Consider the following 24,466-nt stretch of genomic DNA (forward strand, 5'->3'; position numbering starts at 1 on the left):
GTAGTTGATCTTACATAATTCGCTTGACCTCCGTCGCGCAAGCCGACAGCATTTCTGTAGTCAAAATTATGGAATTCGGAGTTCCGCGATGACGACCGGCCCCGTGCCCGAACCGGCGCTGACGAACGCCCGGCTGAAGGTGATCAATGCCTATTTCCGCGGGGCGGACACCCGCGACCCGGCCTTCCTCGACCTCTTCACCGAGGATGTGGAGCTGTTCTTCCCGAAATTCGGCCTGACCCGCGGCAAGGCAGCGGTGGCCGAGTTCGGCGCCCGGCTAGCGGCCGAGCTGGAGAGCCTGGAGCACGACATCCCCGGGCTGCGCAAGATCGTCGCCGGCGACACCATCGTGGTCGAAGGCACCGAGCGCGGCGTCACCCGCGGCGGCCTGCGCTGGCCAGACGGCGTGGTGTCGCAGGGCCGGTTCTGCGACGTGTTTGACTTCGAGGGCACGCTGATCCGCAGCGTCCACATCTATGTCGACCCCGACTTCACCAGCGCCGACCGCGACCGCATCCGCATCCTGCGCGGCGAGGCTGCGGCCGGCGGCAGCGCCAGGGCCGCGCTCGAACGCTATATCGCGGCGATGCGGTCGGACGCGGCGCCGGAGGCGGTGGCCTCGCTGTTCACCGAGGACGCGGACTGGGACATCCCCGGCGCGGTCGACCGGGTGCCCTGGATTGGCCGCCGCACCGGCCGCGCCGGCGTCGCCGACTTCGTCCGCGCCTTATGGGAAGGGATCGAGCCGATCCGCTTCGACGTCGACAGGATCGTGGCCGAGGGCGACCGCGCCTTCGCCGCGGGCGAGCTGGAATCGCGGGCGAAGCGCACCGCGCGGATCATGCGCAGCGACTTCGTCATCGACGTCGCCGTGCGCGACGGGCTGATCTCCCGCTTCCGGCTGCTCGAGGACAGCTTCGCGGTGGCCGAGGCCGCCGCCTGATCAGGACAAGAGCTCGACCGCGCTGCGCGCCAGGGCGGCGGCGCCGAGGGCGATGCAGCGCTCGTCCGGCTGGTAGTCGGAATTGTGCAGATGGTCGTCGCGGCCGGGCTGGCCGGCGCCGACCCGCAGGTGGAAGGACGGCACACGCTCGGAGAAGAAGGCGAAGTCCTCGGCGCCGAAGCCGGGCGCGGTCTCGTCCACCACCTCGCCGAACTGCGCCCGCACCGCGGCGACCGAGGCCGTCAGCATGCGGCTGTCGTTCATCAGCGGCGGCACGCCCAGCTGGTAGTCCAGCTCGACGGTCACGCCCTGGGTCAGCTCGATGCCCTGGACGATGCGGCGGATGGCTGCCTCCGCCACGGTCCGCGCCTCGGGCGACCGGGCCCGCACCGTGCCGCGCAGGGTGCAGGTGTCGGGGATGATGTTGTGGGTGGCGCCGCCGGCGATGCTGCCGACCGTCACCACCGCGCCCTGGGCCGGGTCGATCGCGCGCGACACCACGGTCTGCAGCTGCGTCACCAGATAGGCCGCGGCGACGATCGGATCCGCCGCATCCTGCGGCCGCGCCGCATGGCCGGACCGGCCGCGCACGGTGATGTCGAAGGTGTCGGCCGAGGCGGTGCTGGCGCCGTGGATGTAGCCGAAGCGGCCGACCGGCATGGTCGGGCTGTTGTGGAAGGCCAGCGCCATGTCGGCGCCGTCCGCGGCACCGTCCAGGATCATCGCGGCGGCGCCGCTTTCCGGCGTCTCCTCGGCCGGCTGGAACACCAGCCGCACCGAACCGCGCAGCCGCGGCGCGAGCTGCTTCAGCACGGCGCCGACGCCGATCAGCGTCGCGGTGTGGATGTCGTGGCCGCAGGCGTGCATCGCGCCCGGCACGGTGCTGGCGAAGGGCAGGCCGGTCATCTCCTGGATTGGCAGCGCATCCATATCGGCGCGGATCAGGAGGCAGGGTCCCGGGGCGCCACCCTCGATCTCGGCGACGATGCCGGTGCGGCCGATCCCGGTGCGATGGGGGATGCCCAGCCTATCCAGCTCCGCCGCGACCACGCCGGCGGTGCGCTGGACCTCGAAGCCGATCTCCGGATGCGCATGGATGTCGCGCCGCACCTCGATCAGCCCGGGGGCGACGGCCTCGACCGCTGCGTCGATGGTGGCGCCGATATCGTTGATGCCGCGCAAGTCCATGGGCCGGAAGCTCCCCGAAGGCGAAAGTGACGGTTCAGTCATCGCATCGCTGCGTGGCGGCGTCCACCCGCGCCCGTCGTCGCAGCGTCAGCGCAGATCGGCGCCGACCGCCTCGGCGACGGAGCGGAAGCCGTCGGCGCGCAGCCGGTCGGCCAGGTCGCGCTTGATATCGCCGATCAGGGCGGGCCCGCGATAAGCCAGGGCGGTGTAGAGCTGCACCAGGCTGGCGCCGGCGCGGATCTTGGCATAGGCATCGGCGCCGCTGGCCACGCCGCCGACCCCGACCAGCGGCAGCCGGCCGGCCATCAGCTTCGCCATCCGCCGCAGCACCGCGGTCGAGGGCTGCATCAGCGGTCGTCCGCTCAGCCCCCCGGGTTCGCCGGCCAGGTCCGGCGGCAGCCCGGCCGGGCGGGCGATGGTGGTGTTGGACACGATCAGCCCGTCGATGCCGGCGGCCAGCGCCACTTCGGCCACATCCTCCAGGTCCTCGGGCGTCAGGTCGGGGGCGATCTTGACCAGGATCGGCGGTTGCGCCGTGCCTTCGGCTCGCGCCGCGGTGACGGCGGCCAGCAGGCGCTGCAGCGGCTCGCGGCTTTGCATCGCCCGCAGCCCGGGGGTGTTGGGCGAGGAGATGTTGACGACCAGATAGTCGGCCAGCCGGGCGAATGCGCGGACACCGGCGGCGTAATCGGCCTCCGGGTCGCGGCTGTTCTTGTTGCGGCCGACATTCACCCCCAGCAGCCCCGGCGCCGCGGCGCCGGTCAGCCGCCGCGCCTCCAGCCGCGCCACCGCGGCGGCGTGGCCGCGGTTGTTGAAGCCGTAGCGGTTGATCAGCGCCTGCTGACCCGGAAGGCGGAAGGCCCGTGGCCGCGGATTGCCTGGCTGGGCTCGCGGCGTGACGCTGCCGATCTCGACGAAGCCGAGGCCGAGCCGCAGCATCGGGTCGACCACCTCGGCATCCTTGTCGAAGCCGGCGGCCAGGCCGATCGGGTTGGCGAAGCGCCGGCCCCACAGCGTCACCGCGAGGACCGGGTCGTCGGGCTCGGTCATGACCGGCCCGAGGCCGAGCTTCAGCGCGGTGATGGTGGCCCGGTGCGCCGTCTCGGGCGGCAGCGCCTTCAGCAGCGGCGCCGCCAGGGCGAAGAGCCGGCTCACGGCGCGGCGACGGACGGGAACAGATGCGGCGGGAAGGCGTGGCGGCCTTCGACCAGCGGCAGCGGAGCCACGCCCTGCACCGCGCTGAAGGGCAGCTCGCCATAGAGATGCGGGAACAGGGCGCCGCCGCGCGATGGCTCCCAGCGCAGCGCGTCGCCCAGCGCCGCCGGGTCGACCGCCACCAGCACCAACCCGTCCTGGCCGGCGAAGTGGCGGGAAGCGGTCTCCTCCGCCTGCTCGGCCGTCGAGAAATGGATGAAGCCGTCCTGGTGGTCGACGGCGGAGCCGCGATAGGCGCCTTTGGCCTCGGCCGCCGCCCATTCCGCCGCGCTGCAGATCTTGTAGATGGTCATGGCGGCCGAACCCTAGGGAAGCGGTCCTCGGCCGTCAATCGCAGGCAGCAGCTGTCTTGCGGCGACGTGCGGGTCCCTTCGAGGCGGATTGTGAGCATTGCAGAATGCAAACCGTATGCGGCCGCACGTTGCAAATTGCGAAGACGGAGCAGGGATCAGAAATTGGGATCGGATCTAAATGTCCTTTCAGGCTTCAAGTTCGAATGAATATTCCAACTTTCGCCCATTTGGACGATCCCATACCCATAAGGATGGCTCCCCGCCCCCATCCGGACGTTGGCACGGCCCTTGCACCACCCATGGGCATTAACAGTGGGGAGATGCCCAGATGGGCGAGATTGCGATGACGGATAATCTGACTGTGGTCGAGATGAAGACCCCGATGACCTATGCCCTCGACATGGTCACGGCGATGGGCGACCCCGGCATCAGCACGGTCCCGACCAAGCCGACCGCCGGCATGCTGGCGGCGGGCGCGCGGGCGGGCGGTGTCACGGTCGAGGTCGCCTGGCGCGTGTTCCAGGCGATGGTCAACGCCGCCGACTGACCGGCCGGCCGATGCTGAGCGGCGGCGGCTCGATCACGGCCCCGCCGCCGACCCTCTCATAATCGCCGGCGAGGGCCCCGGGGCTGGCCCCGGCCTCACCGGCGGCCGGCAGCAGCACGGTGACGCGGGTGCCGACGCCTGGCTCGCTGTCGATCATCAGCATCCCGCCATGGCTCTCGACCAGCGCCTTGGCCAGCGGCAGGCCCAGGCCCGATCCTTCGCGCGGCCGCCGTGACAGCCGGCGCGCCTGGCGGAACGGCTCCAGCGCCAGGGCGATCTCCTGCTCGGTCATGCCGATGCCGGTATCGGCCACGGTGATGCGGACAGACCGCGCCACCGCCACGGCGTCGATGGTGACGCGGCCACCATCGGGCGTGAACTTCACCGCATTGGTCAACAGGTTGATCAGGATCTGGCGCAGCCGCAGCGGATCGGCGCTCAGCAGCGGCAGGTCATGGGCCACGTGCTGCTCGATGGCGATACCATGGGCCTCGGCGCGCTGCGCCACCAGGCTGACCGCATCCTGGATGTCGCTGCCGAGGTCGACCGGCTCGGGCTGCAGCTCCAGCCGGCCGGATTCGACCCGCGACAGGTCGAGCACGTCGTTGACCAGGGCCAGCAGGTGCTGGCCCGAGCGATGGATGTCCTCGGCATAGCCGCGGTAACGCTCCGGCAGCGGCCCGAGATGGGCGTCGCGGATCAGCTCGGAGAAGCCGAGGATGGCGTTCAACGGCGTGCGCAGCTCGTGGCTCATATGGGCCAGGAAGGTGGTCTTGGCATTGTCCGCCGCCTCGACCGTCCGCATCGCCTCGCGCATACGCTGCTCGGCCAGCCGTTCGGCAGTGATGTCGAGATGCGCCACCACGGCGCCGACCGCGCGGCCCTCGGCGATCGGCGCCGCCAGCAGGCGGATGGTGCGGCCGGCCGCCCCGGCGCCGATGGCGTATTCGACCGGCGCCGCCGGCCGGATGCCCTGGACCACGCCGGCGAGATGCACCCTCACCTCGGCGCCCGCCGGCCCGGCGACAGCGCACAGCCCGAAATAGTCCTCGCCGGGGCGGGAGCCGCCGCCGACGAAGCGTTCGCGCTCCCCCGGCCACTGCCAGGGCGGGTTCGCGGTCAGGATGACGCCGTGCTCGTCGATCAGCGCCAGCGGCATCGGCAGCGCGTTCAGGGTGGCGGCGTGGCGCTGGCCCAGCACGGCGAGCTGGCGGTGCGTCTGCAGCTCCGAGATCCGACGGTCCAGCCGGGCGGCGATCAGGGCCAGGGCGAAGACGATGATATCCGCGGCGGCGATCAGCCCGGCCAGGATCACCGGCGGCACCGGCGTGCCGGCGCCGCCGGCACGGGCCGCGGCGGCCGGGTCGGGCACGAACTGTGCCGCGGCCATACCGGTGAAGTGCATGCCGGAGATCGCGGCCCCCATGACCAGGGCGGCCAGCACCCACCGGCCGCGCCCGATATCGGACAGGGCCAGATGCAGCGCCGCGGTGGCGGCGACCAGGGCGACCAGCACCGACAGGGCCAGGGTGGCGGGGTCGTAGACGATGTGCCCGGGGGCCACGATCGCGGCCATGCCGACGTAATGCATGCCGGCGATGCCGAGGCCCAGGCACAGACCGCCCGCCAGAAGCGGCAGCGGTGTCGGCCGGTCGGTGCCCGGGCGGGCGGCCCCGCCCGGCGCCGGCTTGCCGAGCGTGGCCACGGCGAGGCCGGCGCCGGTCGCCAGCGCGGCGATCAGCAGCGACAGCAGGGTCAGCCGCAGGTCGTATGCGAAGCCGACCGGCAGGTGCAGGGCCAGCATGGCGATGAAGTGCATCGACCAGATGCCGCCGCCCATCGCCACCGCGCCGCCGGCCAGCCACGGCAGGCGTGCCCAGCCCTGGGCGACCCGGATGCGCTTGCCGAGGTCGAAGGCGACGTAGGAGGCGAGCACCGCGACCAGGATGGCCAGTGCCGCCAGCCAGGGGTCGTGGCCGGGCATCAGGGAATGGGACAGACTATGGCCGGTGAAATCCATCGCCGTTCCGGTCGGGGCGGGCCGCCGCCGGAAAAGGCCCGGCCGTGCAGCATGTTAGGAGCATATCCCCGACGCGGCGGCCTGGCTATGGCGGCGAAGAGCGACATCAGCTTTTCGCCGGTCTCGGGGCGCCGACCATTCCATCCCGCCCAAGCGGGCGCGAACGGAATGCGGCATCTGGCATCCGGCAAGACGACCTGGGGGGCATCCGCGGCTCACATTCGGGTTGGCATCCGATAGTGGCACGGCCCACATCTCATGTGATATTATATTATAGATTTGATCACTTTTGATTTGATTATGTCATGGGAGGGTTGGGTGATAGGTTTTGGAAGAAGTAGATATTCTCTTGTTTTGGCGTCAATTCCTATCCTTCTTTATGGCTGCGTTTCATTGGTATCGCCTTATGATGCGTCCTTCGATCAGGGGCTCAACAAGCTGTCTGAGGACACGGCCAGGTTCACTGCTGCGGCTGAAGCCGGCGGAAGCGAGCGGCTGGCGGCTTCGAAAGAGGCGGTGGCCTACTATGCCGTTGCCTACAATACTCTGGACCGGCTATCGCAGCGAGCAATGCTGACGCGTGGCTCAGTGCCGTGCCCGAACAATTCCGTTCTGAAGACTTTCTCGGAGCAACCCACCTCCAGCAGTGAACTTCCGGATGACTATCTGGAGTTCGATTGTCGGGAATATCAGCTCTATTCGGTTCGATTTTTCGTAGATCAGCTCAAGCACGCTCAAGCCCAGGGCGGGACGCTGAATGCAGGCGAGGCGAAGGCGCTTGGTGGTCAGCTCCAGATCTCAATTTTGGGAGCAATTCAGACATTCATCGTCAATAAGCCAGAAGATGGAGAATAAATATGTCTGATGTTGAAAAAATAGCAACGCAGATTCTGCGGGAAGCTGCTCAAATCGGTGGCCGGACCTGGAACGAAATCCGAAAATCGGCATCGTTCTATATCCGTGGCTATGCGCAATCCCTCGTCGATATCGCTTCCGGCGTCGCGAGCGGTGATATCACGAAGAAGGACGGCGTCGTGTATACGAGAAATGCCTTCTTCATGCTGGCACAGGGAATCGCCAACACCGCCCAGGTCATCCTGTTCGAAGTTCAGAACTTTCTGAACCGGGTGCTGTCGATCCTGAAGGGGGCCATCAACAGCGCTCTGCCGATTGCAATCCTGTGAGAAGTGCGGCGCCTGCCGCCTCGATCCGACTGCGGCGCTGCCGTCACACCCGGCCACGGCGCCCGTCTTGAAGCCCGGTGCCTGGGGCTGGTGGACCGTGCGTCGCTCGCCGTCCATGCTGCCCCCGTCCGGTCCGGCGCCGGCCACGGCGTCTCCCCGAACTCCAGCGTCACCGCCAGGCCGGGACGGTTGTCGGACAGCGTCAGCCGGATCTCGTGCAGCTGGGCCACCGCCGCCACCAGGCTGAGGCCCAGCCCGCTGCCCGGGGTCATCCGGCTGGCGTCGAGCCGGAAGAAGCGCTGGAACACCTTCTCCCGCGCCGCCTCCGGGATGCCGGGGCCGGTGTCGCGCACCTGCCCGACCGGGCCGTCCGGCCCCGGCGCCAGGGACACCGTGATCTCGGTCCCGGGCGGGGTGTGACGGATCGTGTTCTCGACCAGATTGGCCAGCATCTGGGTCAGCAGCTGCCGGTCGCCGCGCATCTGCAGCCCGGGCGCCACGGTGCCGGTCAGCCGGTGCCCGGAATCGTCGGCCACCGGGCCGTAGGTGTCGATGATGGTCTCGAACACCCCCGACAGGTCGACCGGGGCGAAGCCTTCGCGTCGCGCCCCGGACTCGATCTGGGCGATGCGCAGCAGCGCCGCGAAGATGGCGAGGATGCCGTCGATGTCGGTCACCGCCCGCTCCACCGCGGCGTCGTAATCGGCGGCCGAGGTGGCCTTGAGCCGTGCCTGCTCCAGCCGCTGGCGCATATGCGACAGCGGCGTGCGCAGGTCGTGCGCGATGTCGCTGGAGACCTGGTGCAGCCCCTGCATCAGCTGCTGGATGCGGTCCAGCATGGCGTTCAGGTTGTCGGCCAGGCGGTCGAACTCGTCGGCCTTGCCGCGGCTCGGCACCCGCTCGTCGAGATGGCCGTCCATGATATGGCGGGCGGCGATGTTCACCGCTTCCACCCGGCGCAGGAAGCGGGCGCTCAGCACCAGTCCGCTGGCCAGCGCCAGCAGCACCGTCGCCGCGGCACCGGCCAGGAAGAAGCGGGTGATGCCCTCCTGCAGCTCGTCCAGGTCGTGGGTGTCGCGGCCGATGACCAGGTGCAGCTCCGGCGTCAGGTCGACGCCCAGGCCGCGGATCGTGTGCCGCTCGCGGTTGCCGTCGCCGTCGGTGGTCTCCAGCGGGATGTCGGCCCAGCCGGTCACGGCCGGCACCGGCCGCAGATTGCCGGCCAGCACGCCGCCGTCGGCATTCTCCAGCGCGAAATAGAAATAGTCCGGGTCGATGTCGGTGATGCGGTCGTCGATCGCCTTGACGATCTCGGGCGGCGAGGCGCCGGCCACCGAATCCCGGACCGTCTTCATCTCCGCGCTGATCGACAGGTCGATCTGCTGGTCGGAGTACCGGGTCATCGCCACGTAGACGATGCTGGACACCGCGATGATCGAGACGCTGAACAGCGCGGCGAAGCCGGCCGCCAGCCGGAACGTCGCGGTGCGGACCAGCCTGGCCCACGAGCTAACCAGGATCACGGAGGCAGTATCCCACGCCGCGGACGGTATCGAGCAGAGGGGCGTCGAAGCCGCGGTCGATCTTGCTGCGCAGCCGGCTGATATGGGTTTCCACCACCGTCGTCTGCGGCTCGAAATGGAACTCCCACACATGCTCCAGCAGCATGGTGCGGGTGACGATCTGGCCGGAATGCCGCATCAGGTATTCCAGCAGCTTGAACTCGCGCGGCTGCAGGTCGATCGACTGGCCGGCCCGGGTGGCGGTGCGTTTCAGCAGGTCGATCTCGAGATCGGCGACGCGCAGTGCGGTCTCGACCGCGGCGGCGCCGGCGCGGCGGGCCAGCGCGTCGATCCGGGCCAGCAGCTCCGCCACGGCGAAAGGCTTGACCAGATAGTCGTCGCCGCCGGCGTTCAGCCCCTCGACCCGGTCGCTGACGCCGCCCAGCGTGGTCAGGAACAGGATCGGCACCGTGTTGCCGTCCTGGCGCAGCCGGCGGGCCAGGGTGACGCCGTCGATGTCCGGCAGCATGCGGTCGATGATCAGGAGGCGGGGGGCGCAGCCCGAACGGGCGGCCGCGGCGCGGGCCAGCCCGTCGGCCCCGGTGAGGCAATGATCGACCGTGTGGTCGGCATCCCCCAGGGAGCCGATAATGTGCTGGGCCGTCTCGATATCGTCTTCGATCAGAAGGATCTGCATGGGCGCGTCAGGCTCTCGGACAGCGGATCGCTGGCAGGACGGACCACCGAGAGGGCTTGCAACCGCTCCCGCCGGACCGTCGCACGCCGAGACGGTGCCGCGGGCGTTTGACCCGGCGGGAGAGTAGGGGGAAGCGCCCCGGCGGCGTACTTACCTTTTGGTAATGCCGAGTCCATGTGTGCGGCGGCCGTATCCTCCGATACAATTGCGCCATCCTCCCCGGACCGAAACGCGCGGGGCGCATCGTGAACGACAGGGATCTCAAGGTGTTCGAGGCAGTGGCCCGCACCGGCGGCATCGGCCGGGCAGCGGCCGAGCTGAACACCGTCCAATCGGCCGTAACCGCGCGGCTGCGCCAGCTGGAGGAGGAGCTCGGCGTCACTCTGTTCGACCGTCACAGTCGCGGCGTGACCCTGACCGCTGCCGGCCAGCGGCTCCGCCCCTTCGCGGCACGCATCACCGATCTGATGCGCCAGGCCCGGCAGGCGGCGCAGGACGACGGCAGGCCCAGGGGGCCGCTGTCGATCGGCAGCATGGAGACGACGGCCGGCCTGCGGCTGCCGGATGTGCTGACCGCCTACACCCAGGTGTATCCCGATGTCGACCTGTCGCTGACCACCGGCACGACGCCCTGGCTGACCCAGGCCGTGCTCGAGCGGCGGCTCGACGGCGCCTTCGTCGCCGGCCCGGTCGACCATCCCGAGCTGGCCGCCGAGACGATCTTTGCCGAGGAGATGGCCATCGCCACAGCGCCGACAATCGGGGGGCTGGGCGATCTTCAGGGCCTGGCGGACCTGAAGATCATCACCTTCCGGTCCGACTGCGCCTATCGGCAGCGGCTCGAAACCATCCTGTCGGCGCAAGGCATCGCCAAGGTGAAGGTGATCGAGATCGGCACGCTCGACGGCATCATCGGCTGTGTGGCGGCCGGCATGGGCATCTCGCTGCTGCCGAAAGGCGTGCTCCTGCACGCCCTGCGCGACCGCCGCGTCCGGACCTTCCGGCCGCCGGCCTGGACCGAACGGATCGACACGGTCTTCATCCGGCGCGTCGACGCCCATCCGTCCAGCGCGCTGGCGGCTTTCCTCCAGATCGCGCGGCCGACGCCCGCCGCCGAGGCCCGTGGGGCCGAGCCGCTGGTCCTGGCCCAAAGTCATCGCTGATCGTGACGGCTTCCATCTGAACTGATCGCTACCGCCGTCGGGGCGGCGCGCGTACATCTGGGGCATGCGCGCGAAGCCCCACAGCCATCGCCATCTCGACGGCGCCCGCCATCGGTCGGGCTCGGCCGGAACGGTCTGGCGCTTCGCAGCCGCAGGGCTGTGCGCCTCGCTGGTCGGGCTCGGCCTGGGGCGCTTCGCCTACACCCCGCTGATCCCGGCACTGATCGCCGCGAAATGGTTCGGCCCGTCGGACGTGATCTATCTCGGTGCGGCGAACCTGGCCGGCTATCTCGCCGGCGCCCTGGCGGCGCGGCCCCTCGCCGTGCGCGTCGGTGCGGTCAGGGCGCTGCGCACCACCATGCTCCTGGCGACGCTGTCCTGCCTCGCCTGCGCCGCGCCGGTCGCCTTCGCCTGGTTCTTCGCCTGGCGGTTCCTGGCGGGGCTCAGCGGGGGCGTCATCATGGTCCTCGCCGCCTCGACCATCCTGCCGCACACCGCGCCGGGCAGGCGCGGCCTCGTCGGCGGCGTGATCTTCGCCGGCGTCGGCTTCGGCATCGCCGCCTCCGGCACGCTGGTGCCGCTGCTGCTGCGGCAAGGCCTGCAGGAAAGCTGGATCGGGCTGGCGGCGCTGTCGGGCCTGCTCACCCTGATCGCCTGGCCGAACTGGCCGAAGGACGATGCCGCCGCCCCTCATGCCCGGCACGGCGCGGTACGGCCGCGGTTCTCCATCGCCGTCCCGGCACTGCTGCTGGAATATGGCCTCAATGCGGTTGCCCTGGTGCCGCACATGGTCTTCGTCGTCGACTTCGTGGCCCGCGGTCTGGGCCAGGGCATCGCCGCCGGATCCGCCTACTGGGTGCTGTATGGGCTCGGCGCCGTCGTCGGACCGCTGCTGACCGGGCACATGGCGGACCGGACAGGCTTCGGGCCGGCGCTGCGGGTTGCCTTTCTGATCCAGGCGATCGCAGCGTCGCTGCCGTCCGTCAGCACCGCACCAGCGGCTCTGGTCGCCTCCTGCGTCGTGATCGGCGGCTTCACGCCCGGGATCGTGCCGCTGGTGCTCGGCCGCATCCACGAGCTGGTCCCGCATGGCGCCGAGGCGCAGCGCGCCGCCTGGGGCCGGGCGACCACCGCGTTCGCCCTGTTCCAGGCCGGGGCGGCCTACGGCCTCTCCTTTCTGTTCGACCGGAGCGGCGGCGACTACCGGCTGCTGTTCGTTCTCGGCGGCGCCGCCGCGACCTTGGCACTGGCGATCGATTTGGTCCTGGCGCTGGCGGTCAGGGCCAGGGCTTCCGGAGCATCATCATGACCCAGGCCTATACCATCATCGACCACAGCTATGACGTGGTGATCGTCGGGGCTGGCGGCGCCGGGCTGCGCGCCGCGCTCGGCATGGCGTCGTCCGGGCTGAGCACGGCCTGCGTCACCAAGGTGTTCCCGACCCGCAGCCACACGGTGGCGGCCCAGGGCGGTATGGCCGCCGCGCTCGGCAATATGGGCGACGGCGACAACTGGCGCTTCCACATGTACGACACAGTGAAGGGTTCCGATTGGCTGGGCGACCAGGACGCGATCGAATACATGTGCCGCGAGGCGGCGCCGGCGGTACTGGAGCTGGAGCGGTTCGGTGTGCCGTTCTCGCGCACCGCGGACGGCCGGATCTATCAGCGGCCCTTCGGCGGGCAGACGCTTGACTACGGCCAGCGGATGGCGCGGCGGACCTGCGCCGCCGCGGACCGCACCGGCCACGCCATCCTGCACACGCTGTACCAGCGATGCCTGGAGCACCGCACCGAGTTCTTCGTCGAATATGTCGCGCTCGACCTGCTGATGGACGAGGACGGCGCCTGCCGCGGCCTCCTGGCCTGGAACGTCGAGGACGGCACGTTGCACCGGTTCCGCGCCCACCGCACGGTGCTGGCGACGGGCGGTTACGGCCGCGTCTACTTCTCCTGCACCGCCGCCCACAGCTGCACCGGCGACGGCAACGCCATGGCGCTCCGCGCCGGTCTGCCGCTGGCGGATATGGAGTTCACTCAATTCCACCCGACCGGCATCTACGGCTCCGGCTGCCTGATCACCGAGGGCGCGCGCGGCGAGGGCGGCTACCTGACCAACGCGCAGGGCGAGCGGTTCATGGAGCGGTACGCCCCGACCGCGCGCGACCTGGCGGGGCGGGACGTGGTCTGCCGCGCGATGACGATCGAGATCAACGAGGGTCGGGGGTGCGGCCCGGACAGGGACCACATCCTGCTGCATCTCGAGCATCTCGGCGCCGACCTCCTGCACGAGCGGCTGCCCGGCATCAGCGAGACGGCGAAGATCTTCGCCGGCGTCGACGTGACCCGCGAGCCGATCCCGGTGCTGCCGACCGTGCACTACAACATGGGTGGCGTGCCGACCAACCTGCACGGCGAGGCGACGACGCTGCGCGACGGCGACCCCGAGGCAGTGGTGTCCGGGCTGATGGCGATCGGCGAGGCCGCCTGCGTCTCGGTCCACGGCGCCAACCGGCTGGGGTCGAACTCGCTGCTCGACATCATCGTCTTCGGCCGCGCGGCGGCGCACCGGGCCGTGGCGACGCTGCGGCCCGGTGAGACTCACACCCCGTTGCCGGCGGCGGCGACCGAGAAGGCGATCGACCGGCTGGACCGGGTGCGCCACGCCAAGGGCGGCACCAGCGCCGGCGAGATCCGGCTGGCGATGCAGCGGATCATGCAGCGGCATTGCGCGGTGTTCCGCGACGGACCGCTGATGCAGGAGGGGCTGGGCAAGCTGCAGCAGGTCGCCGGCCCCATCCGCGCCGATCTCAGCCTGGCCGACCGGTCGCTGGTGTTCAACACCGACCTGGCCGAGGCGCTGGAGCTGGACAACATGCTGCAGCAGGCCGTCGTCAGCCTGCATTCGGCGATCGGCCGCACCGAGAGCCGCGGCGCCCATGCGCGCGAGGATTATCCGGCGCGGGACGACGCGGCCTGGCTGAAGCACACGCTGGCCTGGCTGGACGAGGCGGGCGGCGTGCGCCTGGACTACCGTCCCGTCCACCTGCAGCCGTTGTCCAACGAGGTCGCGCCGATCCCGCCGAAGGAGCGGGTCTACTGAGCGGTGTCCAGGCGCGTGTGGAGTTCGCCCTCAGCTGCTCTTGAGCGATGCCTTCACCGCCTCCAGCCCCGGCTGGCCGTCCAGCGTGGTGACGCCGTCGAGCCAGCGGGTCAGCAGCTCCGGGTTCTCGCTCAGCCATTTCCGGGCGGCGGCGTTCTGCTCCATGCCGTCGTCCAGGATCATCGCCATCATCCGGTTCTCGGTGTTCAGGTCGAACACCAGCTGCTTGGCCAGGCGCTGCAGGTTCGGGCAGCCCGACAGGAACTTCTGGTTGGCCAGGGTGCGCACCGTGGCGCCGCCGTAGTTCGGGCCGAAATAGGCATCGCCGCCGCTCAGATAGTCGATCTTGTACTTGATGTTCATCGGGTGCGGCGCCCAGCCCAGGAACACCACCCATTCGCCACGGCGCTGGGCCCGGTCGACCTGGGCCAGCATCGCCTGCTCGCTGGCCTCGACCAGGTTCCAGTCGCCCAGGCCGAACTCGTTCTTCTCGATGATGGTCGACAGGTTCTTGTTGGCGGAGGAGCCGGGCTCGATCGAATAGATCGACTTGCCGAACCTGTCGGCGAATTTCTGCAGGTCGGCGAAATCCTTGACCCCGGCCTCATACGCCTCGCGGTTGACTGCCAGCGTCACCTTGGCGTCGGCCAGGTTGGTGCCGATCAGCTCGACGCCCTGCTGCAGATAGGGCTCGACCATCGCCGTCTGCGACGGCATCCAGTTGCCGAGGAACAGGTTCACCTGATTGTTCTTGAGCGCCTCGAAGGTCACCGCGACCGACAGCATGTCGACCCTGGGCTCGTAGCCCAGGCCGGTCAGCACCGTGCCGGCCAGCGCCGTGGTCGAGGTGATGTCGGTCCAGCCGGGGTCGGACATCACCACGCTCTTGCAGGCCGCGTCGTCGGCCAGGGCCGCGCCGGCCGGGGCCAGCGCCGCGGCCACCACGGCGGCCAAAAGCAAAGCTCTCATCTCTTGCCTCCTGTTTGTCTGTGGAATCGGGGCCGTGGTCAGCCCTTCTCGTCCTCTGCGGCCTCATGGGCGGCGCGGATCCTGCTCAAGCGGTCATGGATCGCGGTCTCGAACGGTGCGACCTTCGGCCCGGTCGCGTCGATCGACAGGTTCAGCACCTCGCATTCGGCCAGCACCGTCCCGGCCACGGCGTGGCGCATGACGTGGCGCAGGGTGAAGCGCTTGGCATCCAGCGCGGCCAGCCGGGTCTCGACCGCCACCTCGTCGCCGGCATGCGCCTCGCGCCGGTAGCGGATCGTCATCTCGCCGGTGAAGACGGTGCGCCGGCTGCGCGCCCGGTAGACGGCGTCAATGCCGGCGAAATCCAGGAAGGCGTCGGTGGCGTGGCTGAAGATGACGGCGTAGTAGCCGTCGTTCAGATGGCCGTTGTAGTCGGTCCACTCCGCCCGCACCGCCTCGCGGTGCAGCCTCAGCGGCGCCGCGATCGTCCGGTCGGGCGGGGATGTCGGATTGGCCGCGGTCGCTGGCATCCGCCGGTTCGTCCTCGCCTGCGGCCCGCCTCTCGCGGACGGGCTCGGATGCAGGCGATGCTACGCGGCGGCAGCGCGCCTCCTTGACCGAAGGCGTCGCCGACCTGATCGAAAGCGCCGCGGGCCGGGGCGGCGCGCCGAACCGTACGGGACGGGCGGCTCAGAGCCCCAGCAGCAGGCCGAGCTTCATGCCGAGCGCCGCGAAGATCGAGGCCTCCGGCACGTCCTGGGCGGCGATCAGCGGCACCTTGCGCGCCGGCCCGTCCGGCGGGGCGATCTGGAGCTCGCCCAGCACCTGGCCCTTGGCGACCGGCGCCTCGACCGGCTCCTGGAACCGGGCGGTCACCGTCATCTTGTCGAAATCGGCAGGCTGCATGGTCATGGCCAGGTCCTCGGCCACCGTGACCGGCACCTTGTCCTGGGCGCCCAGCCAGACCGTCGCCTCGTCGACCGTGGCGCCGGCTTTGAACAGCGGGTACAGGCGGAACTGGTTCCAGCCCCATTCCAGCAGGCGGGCGCCCTCGTCGGCGCGGGACTGCATGCTCGGCAGCCCGTTGACCACCAGGACCAGCCGGCGGCCGTCGCGCACGCCCGAGGCGGTCAGGCCGTAGCCGCCGGCGTCGGTATGGCCGGTCTTGATCCCGTCCACGCCCATGTCGCGATACAGCAGCGGGTTGCGGTTGCCCTGCTTGATCTTGTTCCAGGTGAACTCCCGCTCGCTGTCGTAGCGGTAGTACTGCGGGAAATCCTTGATCATGCGCTCGGCCAGGATCGCGAGGTCGCGCGCGGTCGAGTAGTGCTCGGGGTCGGGCCAGCCGCTGGCGGTGACGAAATGGCTGTTGTTCATGCCGAGCGTCTTCGCCATCTCGTTCATGCGGTCGGCGAAGGCGGCCTCCGACCCGGCCAGCCCTTCGGCCAGCACCACCGCGGCGTCGTTGCCGGACTGGATCAGGAGGCCGCGCAGCAGGTCCTCGACCCGGATGCTGTCCTCGACCTGGACGAACATCTTCGACCCGCCCATCTGCCAGGCCTTCTTGCTGACCGGGAACTTGGTGTCGAGCGTGATCCGCCCGTCCCGCAGCGCGTCGTAGACGAGATAGGCCGTCATCATCTTGCTCATCGACGATGTCGGCATGCGTTCGTCCGCGGCCTTCTCCATCAGCACCGTGTCGGTGGTGGTGTCGATCAGGATCGCCTGCTTGGCGATGGTGTCGACGGTGGCCGCGCCGGCGGGCAGGGCGGCAAGGCTGGCGAGGAGGAGGATGGCGCGAAAGAGGGGGGCCGGCATCGCGATCTTGATCAAGGGGCGGAGCATGGACCGCAGGGATAGCGTCAACTGACGCCGCTGCCAACCCAAGCCTGTCGCAACCGTCCCGCGGCGAAGCGCGCAACGGCGACACGATGGGAACGCACCACCGCCCCGGTCGCGGATAGGGGACCCGGACCTAACCCCTTACTCGCGTCCTATCCCTTTCGGGTCATAGCGGAAAGGTCGCGCGAATTGTACACTGTGCGCTGTGGTGGGGGCCACGTCTGTCAAACAAGGCGGAACGCGACATGGGGCAGAAGAAGATTTTAGGAAGACAATCGTATCTATTTTTAGGTAAGTTTTATAAATGAAGACATTCCTACTTGCGGTGTCGCGCCCCCGGGAGTCCCTGTTCCCATGCTGAAGCACGCCGACATCTGGGCGGCGATCGATCGTCTCGCCAAGCTCAACGGATTGTCCCCCTCGGGCCTCGCGCGCCGCGCCGGGCTCGATCCGACGACCTTCAACCCGAGCAAGCGCCAGTCGAGCGACGGCAAGCTGCGCTGGCCGTCGACGGAAAGCATCTCCAAGATCCTGGATGCGACCGGCAGCTCGATGGCCGCCTTCGTGCGGCTGATCGACGACGGATCGGGCCTGCCGGCCCGCCGCATCCCCGTCATCGGCCGCGCCCAGGCCACGGCCGAGGGTCTGTTCGACAACGCCGGCCACCCGACTGGCAAGGGCTGGGACGAGGTCGACTTTCCCAACCTCTCCGATCCTAACGCCTATGCGCTCGAGATCGCCGGCAACGACCTGGCGCCGACCTATCGGGACGGCGACGTCGTCGTCGTCTCGCCGGCGGCCGGGCTGCGGCGCGGCGACAGGGTGGTGGCGAAGACGGTCGGCGGCGAGCTTCTGATCGGCGAGCTGGTGCGGATCAGCGCCAACCGGATCGATCTGAAGCCGCTGACAGGCGACGCGGCGCCGCAGTCGCTGAAGCTGTCGGACGTGGCCTGGAAGGCGCGTATCGTCTGGGCCAGCCAGTAGGCCTGCGTCCGACGCAGGGCTGGTCACGGTCGCCTGCGCCCGGTGTTGGCGCGGGCCCGGCCGCTCGCCTATGCTCCGCCGGCACGCATTGCGGGATCGGACGGACGACATGGCGAGATACGCGCTGACCTTCCTCGACGGCTCCTGGCGGGAAGGCAACCCGCCGATCATGGGGCCGCTGACGCATGCCGCCTGGATGGCCTCGATCATCTTCGACGGCGCCCGCGGCTTCGAGGGCGTGGCGCCGGATCTCGACCGCCACTGCGCCCGCGCCGTCGCCTCGGCCCGCGCCATGGGGCTGGGGCCGACGCTGACGGCCGAGGAGATCGAGGCGCTGGCCCGCGAGGGGCTGCGCCGTTTCCCCGCCGACGCCGCGGTCTATATCCGGCCGATGTTCTGGGCCGAGGACGGCTGGATCGAGCCCGACCCGGCGGCGACCCGCTTCTGCCTGTCGATCTACGATTCGCCGCTGCCGCAGCCGGGCGACGACAGCGCCTGCTTCGCCCAGGGGCTGCGCCGGCCGTCGCCGGAGATGGCGCCGACCCGGGCCAAGGCCGCCTGCCTCTACCCCCAGTCCGGCTTCGCCATGCGCCAGGCCAAGCAGCGCGGCTTCACCAACGCGGTGATGCTGGACCCGATCGGCAACGTCGCCGAATTCGCCACCGCCAACATCTTCATGGCCAAGGATGGCGCGGTGCATACCCCGGCGGCGAACGGCACCTTCCTCGCCGGCATCACCCGCCGCCGCGTGATCGAGCTGCTGCGCCATGACGGGGTCGAGGTGATCGAGCGCGCGATCCGGCCGGAGGAGCTGGCGGAGGCCGACGAGATATTCCAGACCGGCAACTTCGCCAAGGTGCTGCCCTGCACCCGGCTCGAGGACCGGCACCTCCAGCCCGGGCCGTTCTACGCCAAGGCCCGCAAGCTCTATTGGGACTGGGCCCATTCCTGAGCGTCCTTGAGCGCATTCGATGAGCGACGCCGCACCACCCGAGCCGGTCTCCAAGGACACGCGCAACCTGATCCGGGTGCTCGAGCACCAGGGCATCACCCTGGTGTTCGACGTCGGCGCCAATGTCGGCCAATACGCGCAGCGGCTGCGGCGCGGCGGCTATGCGGGGCGGATCGTCTCGGTCGAGCCGCTGTCCGCGGCCCATGCGGCGCTGACCGCGGCGGCCGCGGCGGATCCAGACTGGATAGTCGAGTCGCGCATGGCGCTGGGCGACAACGACGCGCCGGTGACCCTGCAGGTCTCGGGTGAGAGCGACATGAGCTCGGTGCTCGACTTCACCGCCGAGATGGCGGAGCTGCTCGACGGCTCGGCCTATGTCGGCACTGAGGTGGCGTCGCAGGCGCGGCTGGAGCGGATCTTCCCCCGCCATGCCCGGCCGGACGACCGGGTGCTGCTGAAGATCGACACCCAGGGCACCGAGCGCCGGGTGCTGGACGGGGCGCGCGCCGTGCTGCCGCGCATCGCCGCGGTGCAGATGGAACTGGCGATCGTGCCGGTCTATGACGGCGAGCCGTCCTATCTCGACACCATCCGGCACATGGCCGAGCTCGGCTTCGTCCCGGCGCTGTTCATCCCCGGCTACTTCAACCGCCGCACCGCCCGCCTGATCGGGATGGACGGGGTGTTCGTGCGGCCGGGCTAGCGGAACAGCATGCCGACTCCGTCGCGATCCGGCCGCCTGCCGGTCATCGACCTGCTCCGCGGCCTGGCGCTGCTGGCGATGGCCCTCTACCACCTGTCGTGGGATCTTAGGTTCTTCCGCTTCGTCGATTGGGATCTGCAGGACGGCACCGGTTGGATCGCCGCCCGCTACCTGATCGCCGGCAGCTTCCTGGCCCTGGTCGGCGTCGGCCTGGCGCTGTGGGACGCGCAGGGCCGCGACTGGCAGCGCTGGGCGATCCGGCTGGGCAAGGTGCTGGCCGGCGCCGCCGCGGTCACGGCGGTGACCTGGGTCGTGATCCCCGACCAGTTCATCTTCTTCGGCATCCTGCACTGCATCGCCGTTGCCAGCGTCCTCGGCCTGTTGTTCCTGCGGCTGCCGCCGGCCGCGAGCTTGGTTCTCGGTCTTGCGGTGATCGCGCTGCCGATCCTCTGGCGCTCACCCCTGTTCGGCCATCCCGCGCTGCTGTGGATCGGGCTCGGCCCCGTACCGCCGCGCAGCAACGACTACGAGCCGCTGTTCCCCTGGTTCGGGCCGGTGCTGCTGGGCATCGCCCTGGCCCGGTGGTGGCTGCGCGCCGGCGCGCCGGGCGGCAAGATCGACGGCGGTGCCGGCGGCCGGCCGCTGCGCTGGGCCGGGCGGCACAGCCTTGCCGTCTATCTGGTACATCAACCGCTGCTGTTCGGGAGCCTGCTTCTGGTCGGCATGGCGCAGGGCCGCGACCTCCAGGAGATGCTGTCGCCGCCCGATAAGGCGTCGACGCTCATCGCGTGCCAAGTCCAATGCGAGACCCGCGGCAGCGGTCCCGAGCAATGCCACGCCTATTGCACCTGCATGGTCGACGGGATCGAGGCCCGCAGCCTGTGGCCAGCGCTGCGGCCGGACGCGGCTCCCGAGCTCAGGGACCGCCTCGACTCCCTGGCCGCCTCCTGCAGCCGCTAGCGCGGTGCGCCGGAAATTCGCCCGCCCGCCGCAGGACGACGCAGGCCATAGGCAGTGCCAGAAATGCGGGCTAGTCTCGGCGCCGATGTCCGGATCGCCCCGCCCATTGTTGCCATGAGCCCGCCCGACGAGCACGGCCCGTCCGGCGCCGCGCCGGATGCCGGCTGGTCGGCGCTGATGGTCGCGGCCCAGGCGGGCGACCGGGCGGCCTATCATCGGCTGCTGACCGAGATCACCCCCTATCTCCGGGCGCTGGCCCGCCGGTCGCTGCACCGACCGGCCGATGCCGAGGACGCGGTGCAGGACGTGCTGCTGACCCTGCACAGCATCCGCCACACCTATGATCCGGCCCGGCCGTTCCAGCCCTGGCTGGTGGCGATCGCCCGGCGGCGGATCGTCGACCGGGTGCGCATCCAGATCCGGACGACCGGCCGCGAGACGGCGATCGACCCGTTCGTGGAAACCTTTGCCGCCCCCGAAACGAATGAGACGGGGATGGAGGCCGATTCGATCGCGCTGCGGCGCGCGATCGCGGAGCTGCCGCCGGGCCAGCGCCAGGCGGTGGAGCTGCTGAAGCTGAAGGACATGTCGCTGAAGGAGGCAGCGGCCGCCAGCGGCGCGTCGGTGCCGGCGCTGAAGGTCGCGATGCATCGCGCGCTGAAGGCGCTGAAGGGGGCGTTGGGACCGAAATGACGGAGACGGGCCGGACTCGCACCGAAGATCTGATCGCGCAGCTCGCCGCCGACGCCCGGCCGGTCCGGCCCCTGCGGCCGCCGATGCTGCGCGCGCTGCTGTGGCTGCTCGTCGCTGCCCTCGTGATCGCCGCCGTGGTCGCGATGAAGGGCGTCCGGCACGAGCGGATGGAGGAGTTGGCGGAGACCTCGTATCAGCTCGAATGGGCCGGCGCGATGCTGACCGGCATTCTCGCCGCCATCGCCGCCTTCCATGTCAGCCTGCCCGACCGCTCCCGGCGCTGGGCCCTGCTGCCGCTGCCGGGACTGGCGCTCTGGCTGGCCTCGATGGGCTATGGCTGCCTGACCGACTGGGTCCGCCTCGGCCCCGACGGCTTCGTGCTCGGCACCAGCTACCGCTGCTTCATGAACATCCTGATGATGGGCCTGCCGCTCTGGGCGCTCCTGGTGCTGATGCTGCGCCACGCCGCGCCGGTGCGGTCGACCGCCACCATCGTCACCGGCATGCTGGCCGCCTCGGCCCTCGTGTCCTGCGGCGTGTCGCTGTTCCATCCGCTCGACACCACCCTCATGATCCTGATCTGGCACGGCGGCTCGATCGCGCTGCTGGTCGGGCTGGCCAAGCTGTTCAGCCGTCGGCTGTTCGATCTGATCGCGCCGCGTTCCTCGGGTCAGGCAACGGCCGGCTGAGCGGTCCTACAGCCGGGCCGCCCCCAGGATCCGGCCGTCGGCGGCCTGCAGCAGCACCGCCGCCCGCTCGCCGGCCGGCCGCGCCGCGTCGATCGTGCCGCCGGGCGTCCAGCCCTCCAGCTGGGTCAGGCTGCGCACGACGTTGCGGTTGACCAGCATCCGGCCGGCATTCTCGCCCCGCCGCACCGGCGTCTCGTGCCGGTCGTCGAAACCGACCAGCCACAGCGCTGCGCCCGGCGGGGCGGCGGCGTCCACCGTCACCTGCAGCGCCGCCTCCGTCGCGGTCAGCGCGACCGGAACCGACGGATCGGACCGCGCCGCGGCGATCGCCGCCTCCATCGCCTCTCGGTCGGAGCCGACGATGTCGCGACCGCCATCGACCACCGCCTGCGGCGTGTAGACCTGGCCCGACCCCCACAGCGCCGCGTAGGCGCTCTGCCGCGCCGTGGCCCAGGGGCCTGAGAACGGGTCCACCCAACCCAGCCGGTTCCAGTAGTCGACATGGAAGGCCAACGCCAGCACCTCCGGCCGGTCCGCCAGCGTCGCCAGCAGGGCGTCGGCCGGCGGACAGGAGGAGCAGCCCTGGGAGGTGAACAGCTCCACAACCACCGGCCGTTCGGCCGCCGCGGCGAGGGACAGGGGGAGGGCGGAGACGGCGAGCAGGCCGGCGAGGAGCGATCGGATCATGGCGAGTCCCTGCAGCGGAAGCCTGCCCCCGGTTCGGTCCGCCCGGGCGCGGGGTTACCGGAGGACATCGCCGGAAACACATCGGGTCTTGATTCGCGATTGATAATCGTTCTCAAATAGGGTTGCCGTTCACACGGGAGCCGAGAATGGACGAGGACCAGATCACCGAGCCGAGCGACCGTCGCGCCCTGCCTTTCGCCGAGCAGCTCGTGCTGTGGGCGCTGCGGCTCAGCGTCGTCGGGCTGAAGACCGGGGCGCCGACCGACCATCCGGTGCTGCTGGCCTTCCGCAAGGTCGGCGCCGAGGCGGCGGCGGAGCGGATCGGCCCCCTGACCCGCATCATCGGCTTCGGGGCCGAGCGGCGGGTGCAGATCGGCGTGCCCTGCGCCTTCACCGTCACCGAGGACGAGCGCCGGATCCTGGATCTGGTCGCGATCGGCCAGTCGGGCGTGGCGGGCGCGCTGATGCTGCGCGGCATGCTGTCGCCGGCCGCCTGCCGCGCCGCCGGCGGCCTGTGCGCCGAGCTGGGCGGGATGCTGGCCGAGGCGGGGGTGATGCTGCAGCATCCGGCACCGGCGCCACGGCCGCTGCGGATGCCGGCCAACCAAGCGTCCTTCGGCCTGGTGCGGGCGGCGCTGCCATGAGCGACGAGACGCATGACTGCGACGACGCCGGCGCGCCGGCGCTGACGCGGGCCGAGACGCTGGTGCTGTGGGCGATCCGCGCCTGGGTCGCCGGGCATCGCCACGGCATCCCGGTGCTGGCCAATCTCCGCACCGCCTTCCGCAACGAGGGCGCGCCGGCGGCGGCCGAGGCGGTGGACGATCTGATGGGCTTCATCGGCGACGGCGCCGGCCGCACCATCCGGGTGAACTGCCCGCGCTGTCGGCTGGTGACCGAGGACGAGCGGCTGCTGCTCGACATCGTGGCGCTGCACCAGCAGGGCGAGACGCTGTGGGCGCCGTTCCTGGCCCGCGCCATCCTGACGCCGGCCGCCGCGCGGCTGTGCGGCGCGGCCTTCGCCGCCCTGGCGGAGGCGCTGCGGGACGGCGGCATCGTGCTGCCCCCGGTCGCCGGCCAGGTGCCGCCGCCGGAGGCCGCTGTCCACGTGGTTCCCGCCGGGGCGACGATCCACTGACGAGACTCGGGCCGGGCATCAAGGGTTGCTCCCGGTCCGGTTTGCCGCCATGAATCGGTCAGTGATCAGAAGAAGCGAACAGTGGACCCGATGCCCGGCGGACGTGTGTTGCTGGTGGAGGATGACGTGCTGGTGCGTCTCCTCGCCGTGGAGGCCTTGACCGATGGCGGCTTCGACGTCGCCGAGGCGGCGGACGGGCTTGAGGCGCTGCGCCTGCTCGACGGCGGCGAGTTCGACCTGATGATCACCGATGTCGGCCTGCCGGGCATGACCGGGGCCGAGCTGGCCGCCCAGGTGCGGCGCGAGCGGCCGTCGCTCAAGGTGCTGTTCACCACCGGCTACGGCGCCGAAGACGGGGTGCCGCAGGATCTGCCCACCCTGCGCAAGCCCTATGCGGCCGACGCCTTGGCCGCGACCGTGCGGTTGCTGCTGGCGCCGGATGCGTGAACCGCCGTCGAAGCAACAGCAAGAAACGGGCAGGCGACCGGCGATCCGGATCCTAGGCTGACGATCGAGGCCGCGCTCCGCGGCCGCTCGCACCAGCCACAGAGGAACGGATGACCCTTCCATCCGACGACCGGCATTCCGCCATGCGGCTCCTGGGCCGCATGTTCGAAGTGGAATTGGCGTTCCTGAGCGCGAAGTCGGAGGATCCCGATGTGCTCGCCACCGCGTTCCACCCGGATGTGGTGGTGCACGAACCAGCGTCGCTGCCTTATGCCGGAGACTGGCGAGGGCTCGCGGGGATCGGCGCCCTGTTCCGCAGGATGCGGGAGGTGTGGAGCGATATCGGCGTGGATCGGCTGGAGGCCGTCCGCACCGGCGACACTGTCTTCATGACCTGCACGCTGCACCTGACAGCGCGGCGCAGCGGCGGCGGCATCACCCAGCCCTTCGCCGAGGTCCTGCGGTTCCGGGATGATCTGCTGATCGAGGGGACGCCCTTCTATTACGACACCGGGGCGCTGACGGCGTTGCTCGCCCGCGACGCCTGA

At 70.2% G+C, this 24,466-nt stretch carries 27 protein-coding genes; 17 read left to right on the forward strand and 10 right to left on the reverse strand.

Going from position 1 to position 24,466, the window contains the following annotated elements; genetic code table 11:
• The first annotated feature begins 88 nt into the window (after window positions 1-88).
• Window positions 89-943 (forward strand): nuclear transport factor 2 family protein, encoded by an 855-nt coding sequence (locus KXR53_RS04980; protein ID WP_437373984.1) that lies wholly within the window; start codon window positions 89-91, stop codon window positions 941-943.
• Here the strand turns inward: KXR53_RS04980 and KXR53_RS04985 are convergent, their stop codons facing one another.
• The 3 genes from KXR53_RS04985 to KXR53_RS04995 all read right to left on the reverse strand — a co-directional run bounded on the left by KXR53_RS04985 (window position 944) and on the right by KXR53_RS04995 (window position 3,639).
• Window positions 944-2,131 carry a M20 metallopeptidase family protein gene (locus KXR53_RS04985; protein WP_437373985.1) on the reverse strand — a complete coding sequence of 396 codons (1,188 nt, stop codon included), beginning with the start codon at window positions 2,129-2,131 and terminating at the stop codon, window positions 944-946.
• Between the two features lie 87 nt (window positions 2,132-2,218).
• The gene (locus KXR53_RS04990; RefSeq protein WP_437373987.1) at window positions 2,219-3,286 is read right to left on the reverse strand and encodes a quinone-dependent dihydroorotate dehydrogenase; all 1,068 of its coding nucleotides are present in this window, start codon (window positions 3,284-3,286) and stop codon (window positions 2,219-2,221) included.
• Window positions 3,283-3,639 (reverse strand): DUF952 domain-containing protein, encoded by a 357-nt coding sequence (locus tag KXR53_RS04995; RefSeq protein WP_437373988.1) that lies wholly within the window; start codon window positions 3,637-3,639, stop codon window positions 3,283-3,285. The genes KXR53_RS04990 and KXR53_RS04995 overlap by 4 nt, the downstream gene beginning before the upstream one ends.
• Window positions 3,640-3,967: 328 nt before the next feature.
• On the opposite strand from KXR53_RS04995, the gene KXR53_RS05000 reads away from it, so the two are divergent.
• The gene (locus KXR53_RS05000; RefSeq protein WP_437373989.1) at window positions 3,968-4,186 is read left to right on the forward strand and encodes a hypothetical protein; all 219 of its coding nucleotides are present in this window, start codon (window positions 3,968-3,970) and stop codon (window positions 4,184-4,186) included.
• Here the strand turns inward: KXR53_RS05000 and KXR53_RS05005 are convergent.
• The gene (locus KXR53_RS05005) at window positions 4,170-6,206 is read right to left on the reverse strand and encodes an MHYT domain-containing protein (RefSeq protein ID WP_437373990.1); all 2,037 of its coding nucleotides are present in this window, start codon (window positions 6,204-6,206) and stop codon (window positions 4,170-4,172) included. The two genes, KXR53_RS05000 and KXR53_RS05005, sit on opposite strands and share 17 nt — an antisense overlap.
• Before the next feature lie 318 nt (window positions 6,207-6,524).
• Here KXR53_RS05005 and KXR53_RS05010 point away from each other — a divergent pair, with 318 nt between their 5' ends.
• Window positions 6,525-7,061, forward strand: coding sequence for a hypothetical protein (locus tag KXR53_RS05010; protein WP_437373991.1), 537 nt, complete (start codon window positions 6,525-6,527; stop codon window positions 7,059-7,061).
• Between the two features lie 2 nt (window positions 7,062-7,063).
• Complete coding sequence (locus tag KXR53_RS05015; RefSeq protein ID WP_437373993.1) at window positions 7,064-7,390, forward strand: hypothetical protein; 327 nt, start codon at window positions 7,064-7,066, stop codon at window positions 7,388-7,390.
• Here KXR53_RS05015 and KXR53_RS05020 read toward each other — a convergent pair.
• Window positions 7,315-8,913, reverse strand: coding sequence for an ATP-binding protein (locus KXR53_RS05020; protein WP_437373995.1), 1,599 nt, complete (start codon window positions 8,911-8,913; stop codon window positions 7,315-7,317). The two genes, KXR53_RS05015 and KXR53_RS05020, sit on opposite strands and share 76 nt — an antisense overlap.
• Entirely contained in the window at window positions 8,900-9,589 is a 690-nt protein-coding gene (locus KXR53_RS05025; protein ID WP_437373996.1) for a response regulator transcription factor, read from the reverse strand. The genes KXR53_RS05020 and KXR53_RS05025 overlap by 14 nt, the downstream gene beginning before the upstream one ends.
• Before the next feature lie 245 nt (window positions 9,590-9,834).
• Here KXR53_RS05025 and KXR53_RS05030 point away from each other — a divergent pair, with 245 nt between their 5' ends.
• From KXR53_RS05030 to sdhA, 3 genes are all read left to right on the forward strand, one after another.
• On the forward strand, window positions 9,835-10,752 hold the full coding sequence (locus tag KXR53_RS05030) for a LysR family transcriptional regulator (protein WP_437373998.1): 918 nt from the start codon (window positions 9,835-9,837) through the stop codon (window positions 10,750-10,752).
• Window positions 10,753-10,816: 64 nt separating this feature from the next.
• Window positions 10,817-12,061, forward strand: a complete 1,245-nt coding sequence (locus KXR53_RS05035; protein WP_437373999.1) for a YbfB/YjiJ family MFS transporter — start codon at window positions 10,817-10,819, stop codon at window positions 12,059-12,061.
• Window positions 12,058-13,854 carry a succinate dehydrogenase flavoprotein subunit gene (sdhA, locus tag KXR53_RS05040; RefSeq protein WP_437374000.1) on the forward strand — a complete coding sequence of 599 codons (1,797 nt, stop codon included), beginning with the start codon at window positions 12,058-12,060 and terminating at the stop codon, window positions 13,852-13,854. The genes KXR53_RS05035 and sdhA overlap by 4 nt, the downstream gene beginning before the upstream one ends.
• 30 nt (window positions 13,855-13,884) lie before the next feature.
• Here sdhA and choX read toward each other — a convergent pair whose 3' ends face one another.
• The 3 genes from choX to KXR53_RS05055 all read right to left on the reverse strand — a co-directional run bounded on the left by choX (window position 13,885) and on the right by KXR53_RS05055 (window position 16,641).
• Window positions 13,885-14,823: a choline ABC transporter substrate-binding protein gene (choX, locus tag KXR53_RS05045; protein ID WP_437374001.1), complete on the reverse strand. Its 939-nt coding sequence runs from the start codon at window positions 14,821-14,823 to the stop codon at window positions 13,885-13,887.
• 38 nt (window positions 14,824-14,861) lie between these two features.
• On the reverse strand, window positions 14,862-15,353 hold the full coding sequence (locus KXR53_RS05050) for a thioesterase family protein (RefSeq protein ID WP_437374002.1): 492 nt from the start codon (window positions 15,351-15,353) through the stop codon (window positions 14,862-14,864).
• A 160-nt stretch (window positions 15,354-15,513) separates the two neighbouring features.
• Complete coding sequence (locus KXR53_RS05055; protein WP_437374003.1) at window positions 15,514-16,641, reverse strand: D-alanyl-D-alanine carboxypeptidase family protein; 1,128 nt, start codon at window positions 16,639-16,641, stop codon at window positions 15,514-15,516.
• A gap of 378 nt (window positions 16,642-17,019) precedes the next feature.
• On the opposite strand from KXR53_RS05055, the gene KXR53_RS05060 reads away from it, so the two are divergent.
• The 6 genes from KXR53_RS05060 to KXR53_RS05085 all read left to right on the forward strand — a co-directional run bounded on the left by KXR53_RS05060 (window position 17,020) and on the right by KXR53_RS05085 (window position 21,646).
• Window positions 17,020-17,649, forward strand: coding sequence for a S24 family peptidase (locus tag KXR53_RS05060; protein WP_437374004.1), 630 nt, complete (start codon window positions 17,020-17,022; stop codon window positions 17,647-17,649).
• 109 nt (window positions 17,650-17,758) lie between these two features.
• Window positions 17,759-18,601, forward strand: a complete 843-nt coding sequence (locus KXR53_RS05065) for a branched-chain amino acid aminotransferase (protein WP_437374005.1) — start codon at window positions 17,759-17,761, stop codon at window positions 18,599-18,601.
• A 19-nt stretch (window positions 18,602-18,620) separates the two neighbouring features.
• Window positions 18,621-19,304 (forward strand): FkbM family methyltransferase, encoded by a 684-nt coding sequence (locus KXR53_RS05070; RefSeq protein WP_437374006.1) that lies wholly within the window; start codon window positions 18,621-18,623, stop codon window positions 19,302-19,304.
• 9 nt (window positions 19,305-19,313) lie between these two features.
• Complete coding sequence (locus KXR53_RS05075; protein ID WP_437374007.1) at window positions 19,314-20,264, forward strand: DUF1624 domain-containing protein; 951 nt, start codon at window positions 19,314-19,316, stop codon at window positions 20,262-20,264.
• A gap of 63 nt (window positions 20,265-20,327) precedes the next feature.
• Window positions 20,328-20,957 carry a sigma-70 family RNA polymerase sigma factor gene (locus tag KXR53_RS05080; protein WP_437374008.1) on the forward strand — a complete coding sequence of 210 codons (630 nt, stop codon included), beginning with the start codon at window positions 20,328-20,330 and terminating at the stop codon, window positions 20,955-20,957.
• Entirely contained in the window at window positions 20,954-21,646 is a 693-nt protein-coding gene (locus KXR53_RS05085; RefSeq protein ID WP_437374009.1) for an NrsF family protein, read from the forward strand. Before KXR53_RS05080 ends, KXR53_RS05085 begins: the two co-directional genes overlap by 4 nt.
• 6 nt (window positions 21,647-21,652) lie before the next feature.
• Here the strand turns inward: KXR53_RS05085 and KXR53_RS05090 are convergent, their stop codons facing one another.
• The gene (locus KXR53_RS05090) at window positions 21,653-22,333 is read right to left on the reverse strand and encodes a DUF1223 domain-containing protein (protein WP_437374010.1); all 681 of its coding nucleotides are present in this window, start codon (window positions 22,331-22,333) and stop codon (window positions 21,653-21,655) included.
• 146 nt (window positions 22,334-22,479) lie between these two features.
• Here KXR53_RS05090 and KXR53_RS05095 point away from each other — a divergent pair, with 146 nt between their 5' ends.
• The 4 genes from KXR53_RS05095 (at window position 22,480) to KXR53_RS05110 (ending at window position 24,466) form a co-directional block, all read left to right on the forward strand.
• Window positions 22,480-22,977: a hypothetical protein gene (locus KXR53_RS05095; RefSeq protein ID WP_437374011.1), complete on the forward strand. Its 498-nt coding sequence runs from the start codon at window positions 22,480-22,482 to the stop codon at window positions 22,975-22,977.
• Window positions 22,974-23,471: a hypothetical protein gene (locus KXR53_RS05100; RefSeq protein WP_437374012.1), complete on the forward strand. Its 498-nt coding sequence runs from the start codon at window positions 22,974-22,976 to the stop codon at window positions 23,469-23,471. The genes KXR53_RS05095 and KXR53_RS05100 overlap by 4 nt, the downstream gene beginning before the upstream one ends.
• 90 nt (window positions 23,472-23,561) lie before the next feature.
• Window positions 23,562-23,918 carry a response regulator gene (locus KXR53_RS05105; RefSeq protein WP_437374013.1) on the forward strand — a complete coding sequence of 119 codons (357 nt, stop codon included), beginning with the start codon at window positions 23,562-23,564 and terminating at the stop codon, window positions 23,916-23,918.
• 110 nt (window positions 23,919-24,028) lie between these two features.
• On the forward strand, window positions 24,029-24,466 hold the full coding sequence (locus tag KXR53_RS05110) for a nuclear transport factor 2 family protein (RefSeq protein ID WP_437374014.1): 438 nt from the start codon (window positions 24,029-24,031) through the stop codon (window positions 24,464-24,466).

The sequence above is a fragment of the Inquilinus limosus genome, from assembly GCF_051487185.1.
GTDB classification, from domain to species: domain Bacteria; phylum Pseudomonadota; class Alphaproteobacteria; order DSM-16000; family Inquilinaceae; genus Inquilinus; species Inquilinus limosus_F.

Coding starts and splice junctions, on each gene's coding strand:
- KXR53_RS05025 (WP_437373996.1), bottom strand. CDS start 9,589: ATGCAGATCCTTCTGATCGAAGACGATATCGAGACGGCCCAGCACATT.
- KXR53_RS05075 (WP_437374007.1), top strand. CDS start 19,314: ATGCCGACTCCGTCGCGATCCGGCCGCCTGCCGGTCATCGACCTGCTC.
- KXR53_RS05090 (WP_437374010.1), bottom strand. CDS start 22,333: ATGATCCGATCGCTCCTCGCCGGCCTGCTCGCCGTCTCCGCCCTCCCC.
- KXR53_RS04980 (WP_437373984.1), top strand. CDS start 89: ATGACGACCGGCCCCGTGCCCGAACCGGCGCTGACGAACGCCCGGCTG.
- KXR53_RS04995 (WP_437373988.1), bottom strand. CDS start 3,639: ATGACCATCTACAAGATCTGCAGCGCGGCGGAATGGGCGGCGGCCGAG.
- KXR53_RS04985 (WP_437373985.1), bottom strand. CDS start 2,131: ATGGACTTGCGCGGCATCAACGATATCGGCGCCACCATCGACGCAGCG.
- choX (WP_437374001.1), bottom strand. CDS start 14,823: ATGAGAGCTTTGCTTTTGGCCGCCGTGGTGGCCGCGGCGCTGGCCCCG.
- KXR53_RS05015 (WP_437373993.1), top strand. CDS start 7,064: ATGTCTGATGTTGAAAAAATAGCAACGCAGATTCTGCGGGAAGCTGCT.
- KXR53_RS05005 (WP_437373990.1), bottom strand. CDS start 6,206: ATGGATTTCACCGGCCATAGTCTGTCCCATTCCCTGATGCCCGGCCAC.
- KXR53_RS05000 (WP_437373989.1), top strand. CDS start 3,968: ATGGGCGAGATTGCGATGACGGATAATCTGACTGTGGTCGAGATGAAG.
- KXR53_RS05065 (WP_437374005.1), top strand. CDS start 17,759: ATGGCGAGATACGCGCTGACCTTCCTCGACGGCTCCTGGCGGGAAGGC.
- KXR53_RS05060 (WP_437374004.1), top strand. CDS start 17,020: ATGCTGAAGCACGCCGACATCTGGGCGGCGATCGATCGTCTCGCCAAG.
- KXR53_RS05050 (WP_437374002.1), bottom strand. CDS start 15,353: ATGCCAGCGACCGCGGCCAATCCGACATCCCCGCCCGACCGGACGATC.
- KXR53_RS05055 (WP_437374003.1), bottom strand. CDS start 16,641: ATGCCGGCCCCCCTCTTTCGCGCCATCCTCCTCCTCGCCAGCCTTGCC.
- KXR53_RS05070 (WP_437374006.1), top strand. CDS start 18,621: ATGAGCGACGCCGCACCACCCGAGCCGGTCTCCAAGGACACGCGCAAC.
- KXR53_RS05110 (WP_437374014.1), top strand. CDS start 24,029: ATGACCCTTCCATCCGACGACCGGCATTCCGCCATGCGGCTCCTGGGC.
- KXR53_RS05100 (WP_437374012.1), top strand. CDS start 22,974: ATGAGCGACGAGACGCATGACTGCGACGACGCCGGCGCGCCGGCGCTG.
- KXR53_RS05035 (WP_437373999.1), top strand. CDS start 10,817: ATGCGCGCGAAGCCCCACAGCCATCGCCATCTCGACGGCGCCCGCCAT.
- KXR53_RS05085 (WP_437374009.1), top strand. CDS start 20,954: ATGACGGAGACGGGCCGGACTCGCACCGAAGATCTGATCGCGCAGCTC.
- KXR53_RS05080 (WP_437374008.1), top strand. CDS start 20,328: ATGCGGGCTAGTCTCGGCGCCGATGTCCGGATCGCCCCGCCCATTGTT.
- KXR53_RS05095 (WP_437374011.1), top strand. CDS start 22,480: ATGGACGAGGACCAGATCACCGAGCCGAGCGACCGTCGCGCCCTGCCT.
- KXR53_RS05105 (WP_437374013.1), top strand. CDS start 23,562: ATGCCCGGCGGACGTGTGTTGCTGGTGGAGGATGACGTGCTGGTGCGT.
- sdhA (WP_437374000.1), top strand. CDS start 12,058: ATGACCCAGGCCTATACCATCATCGACCACAGCTATGACGTGGTGATC.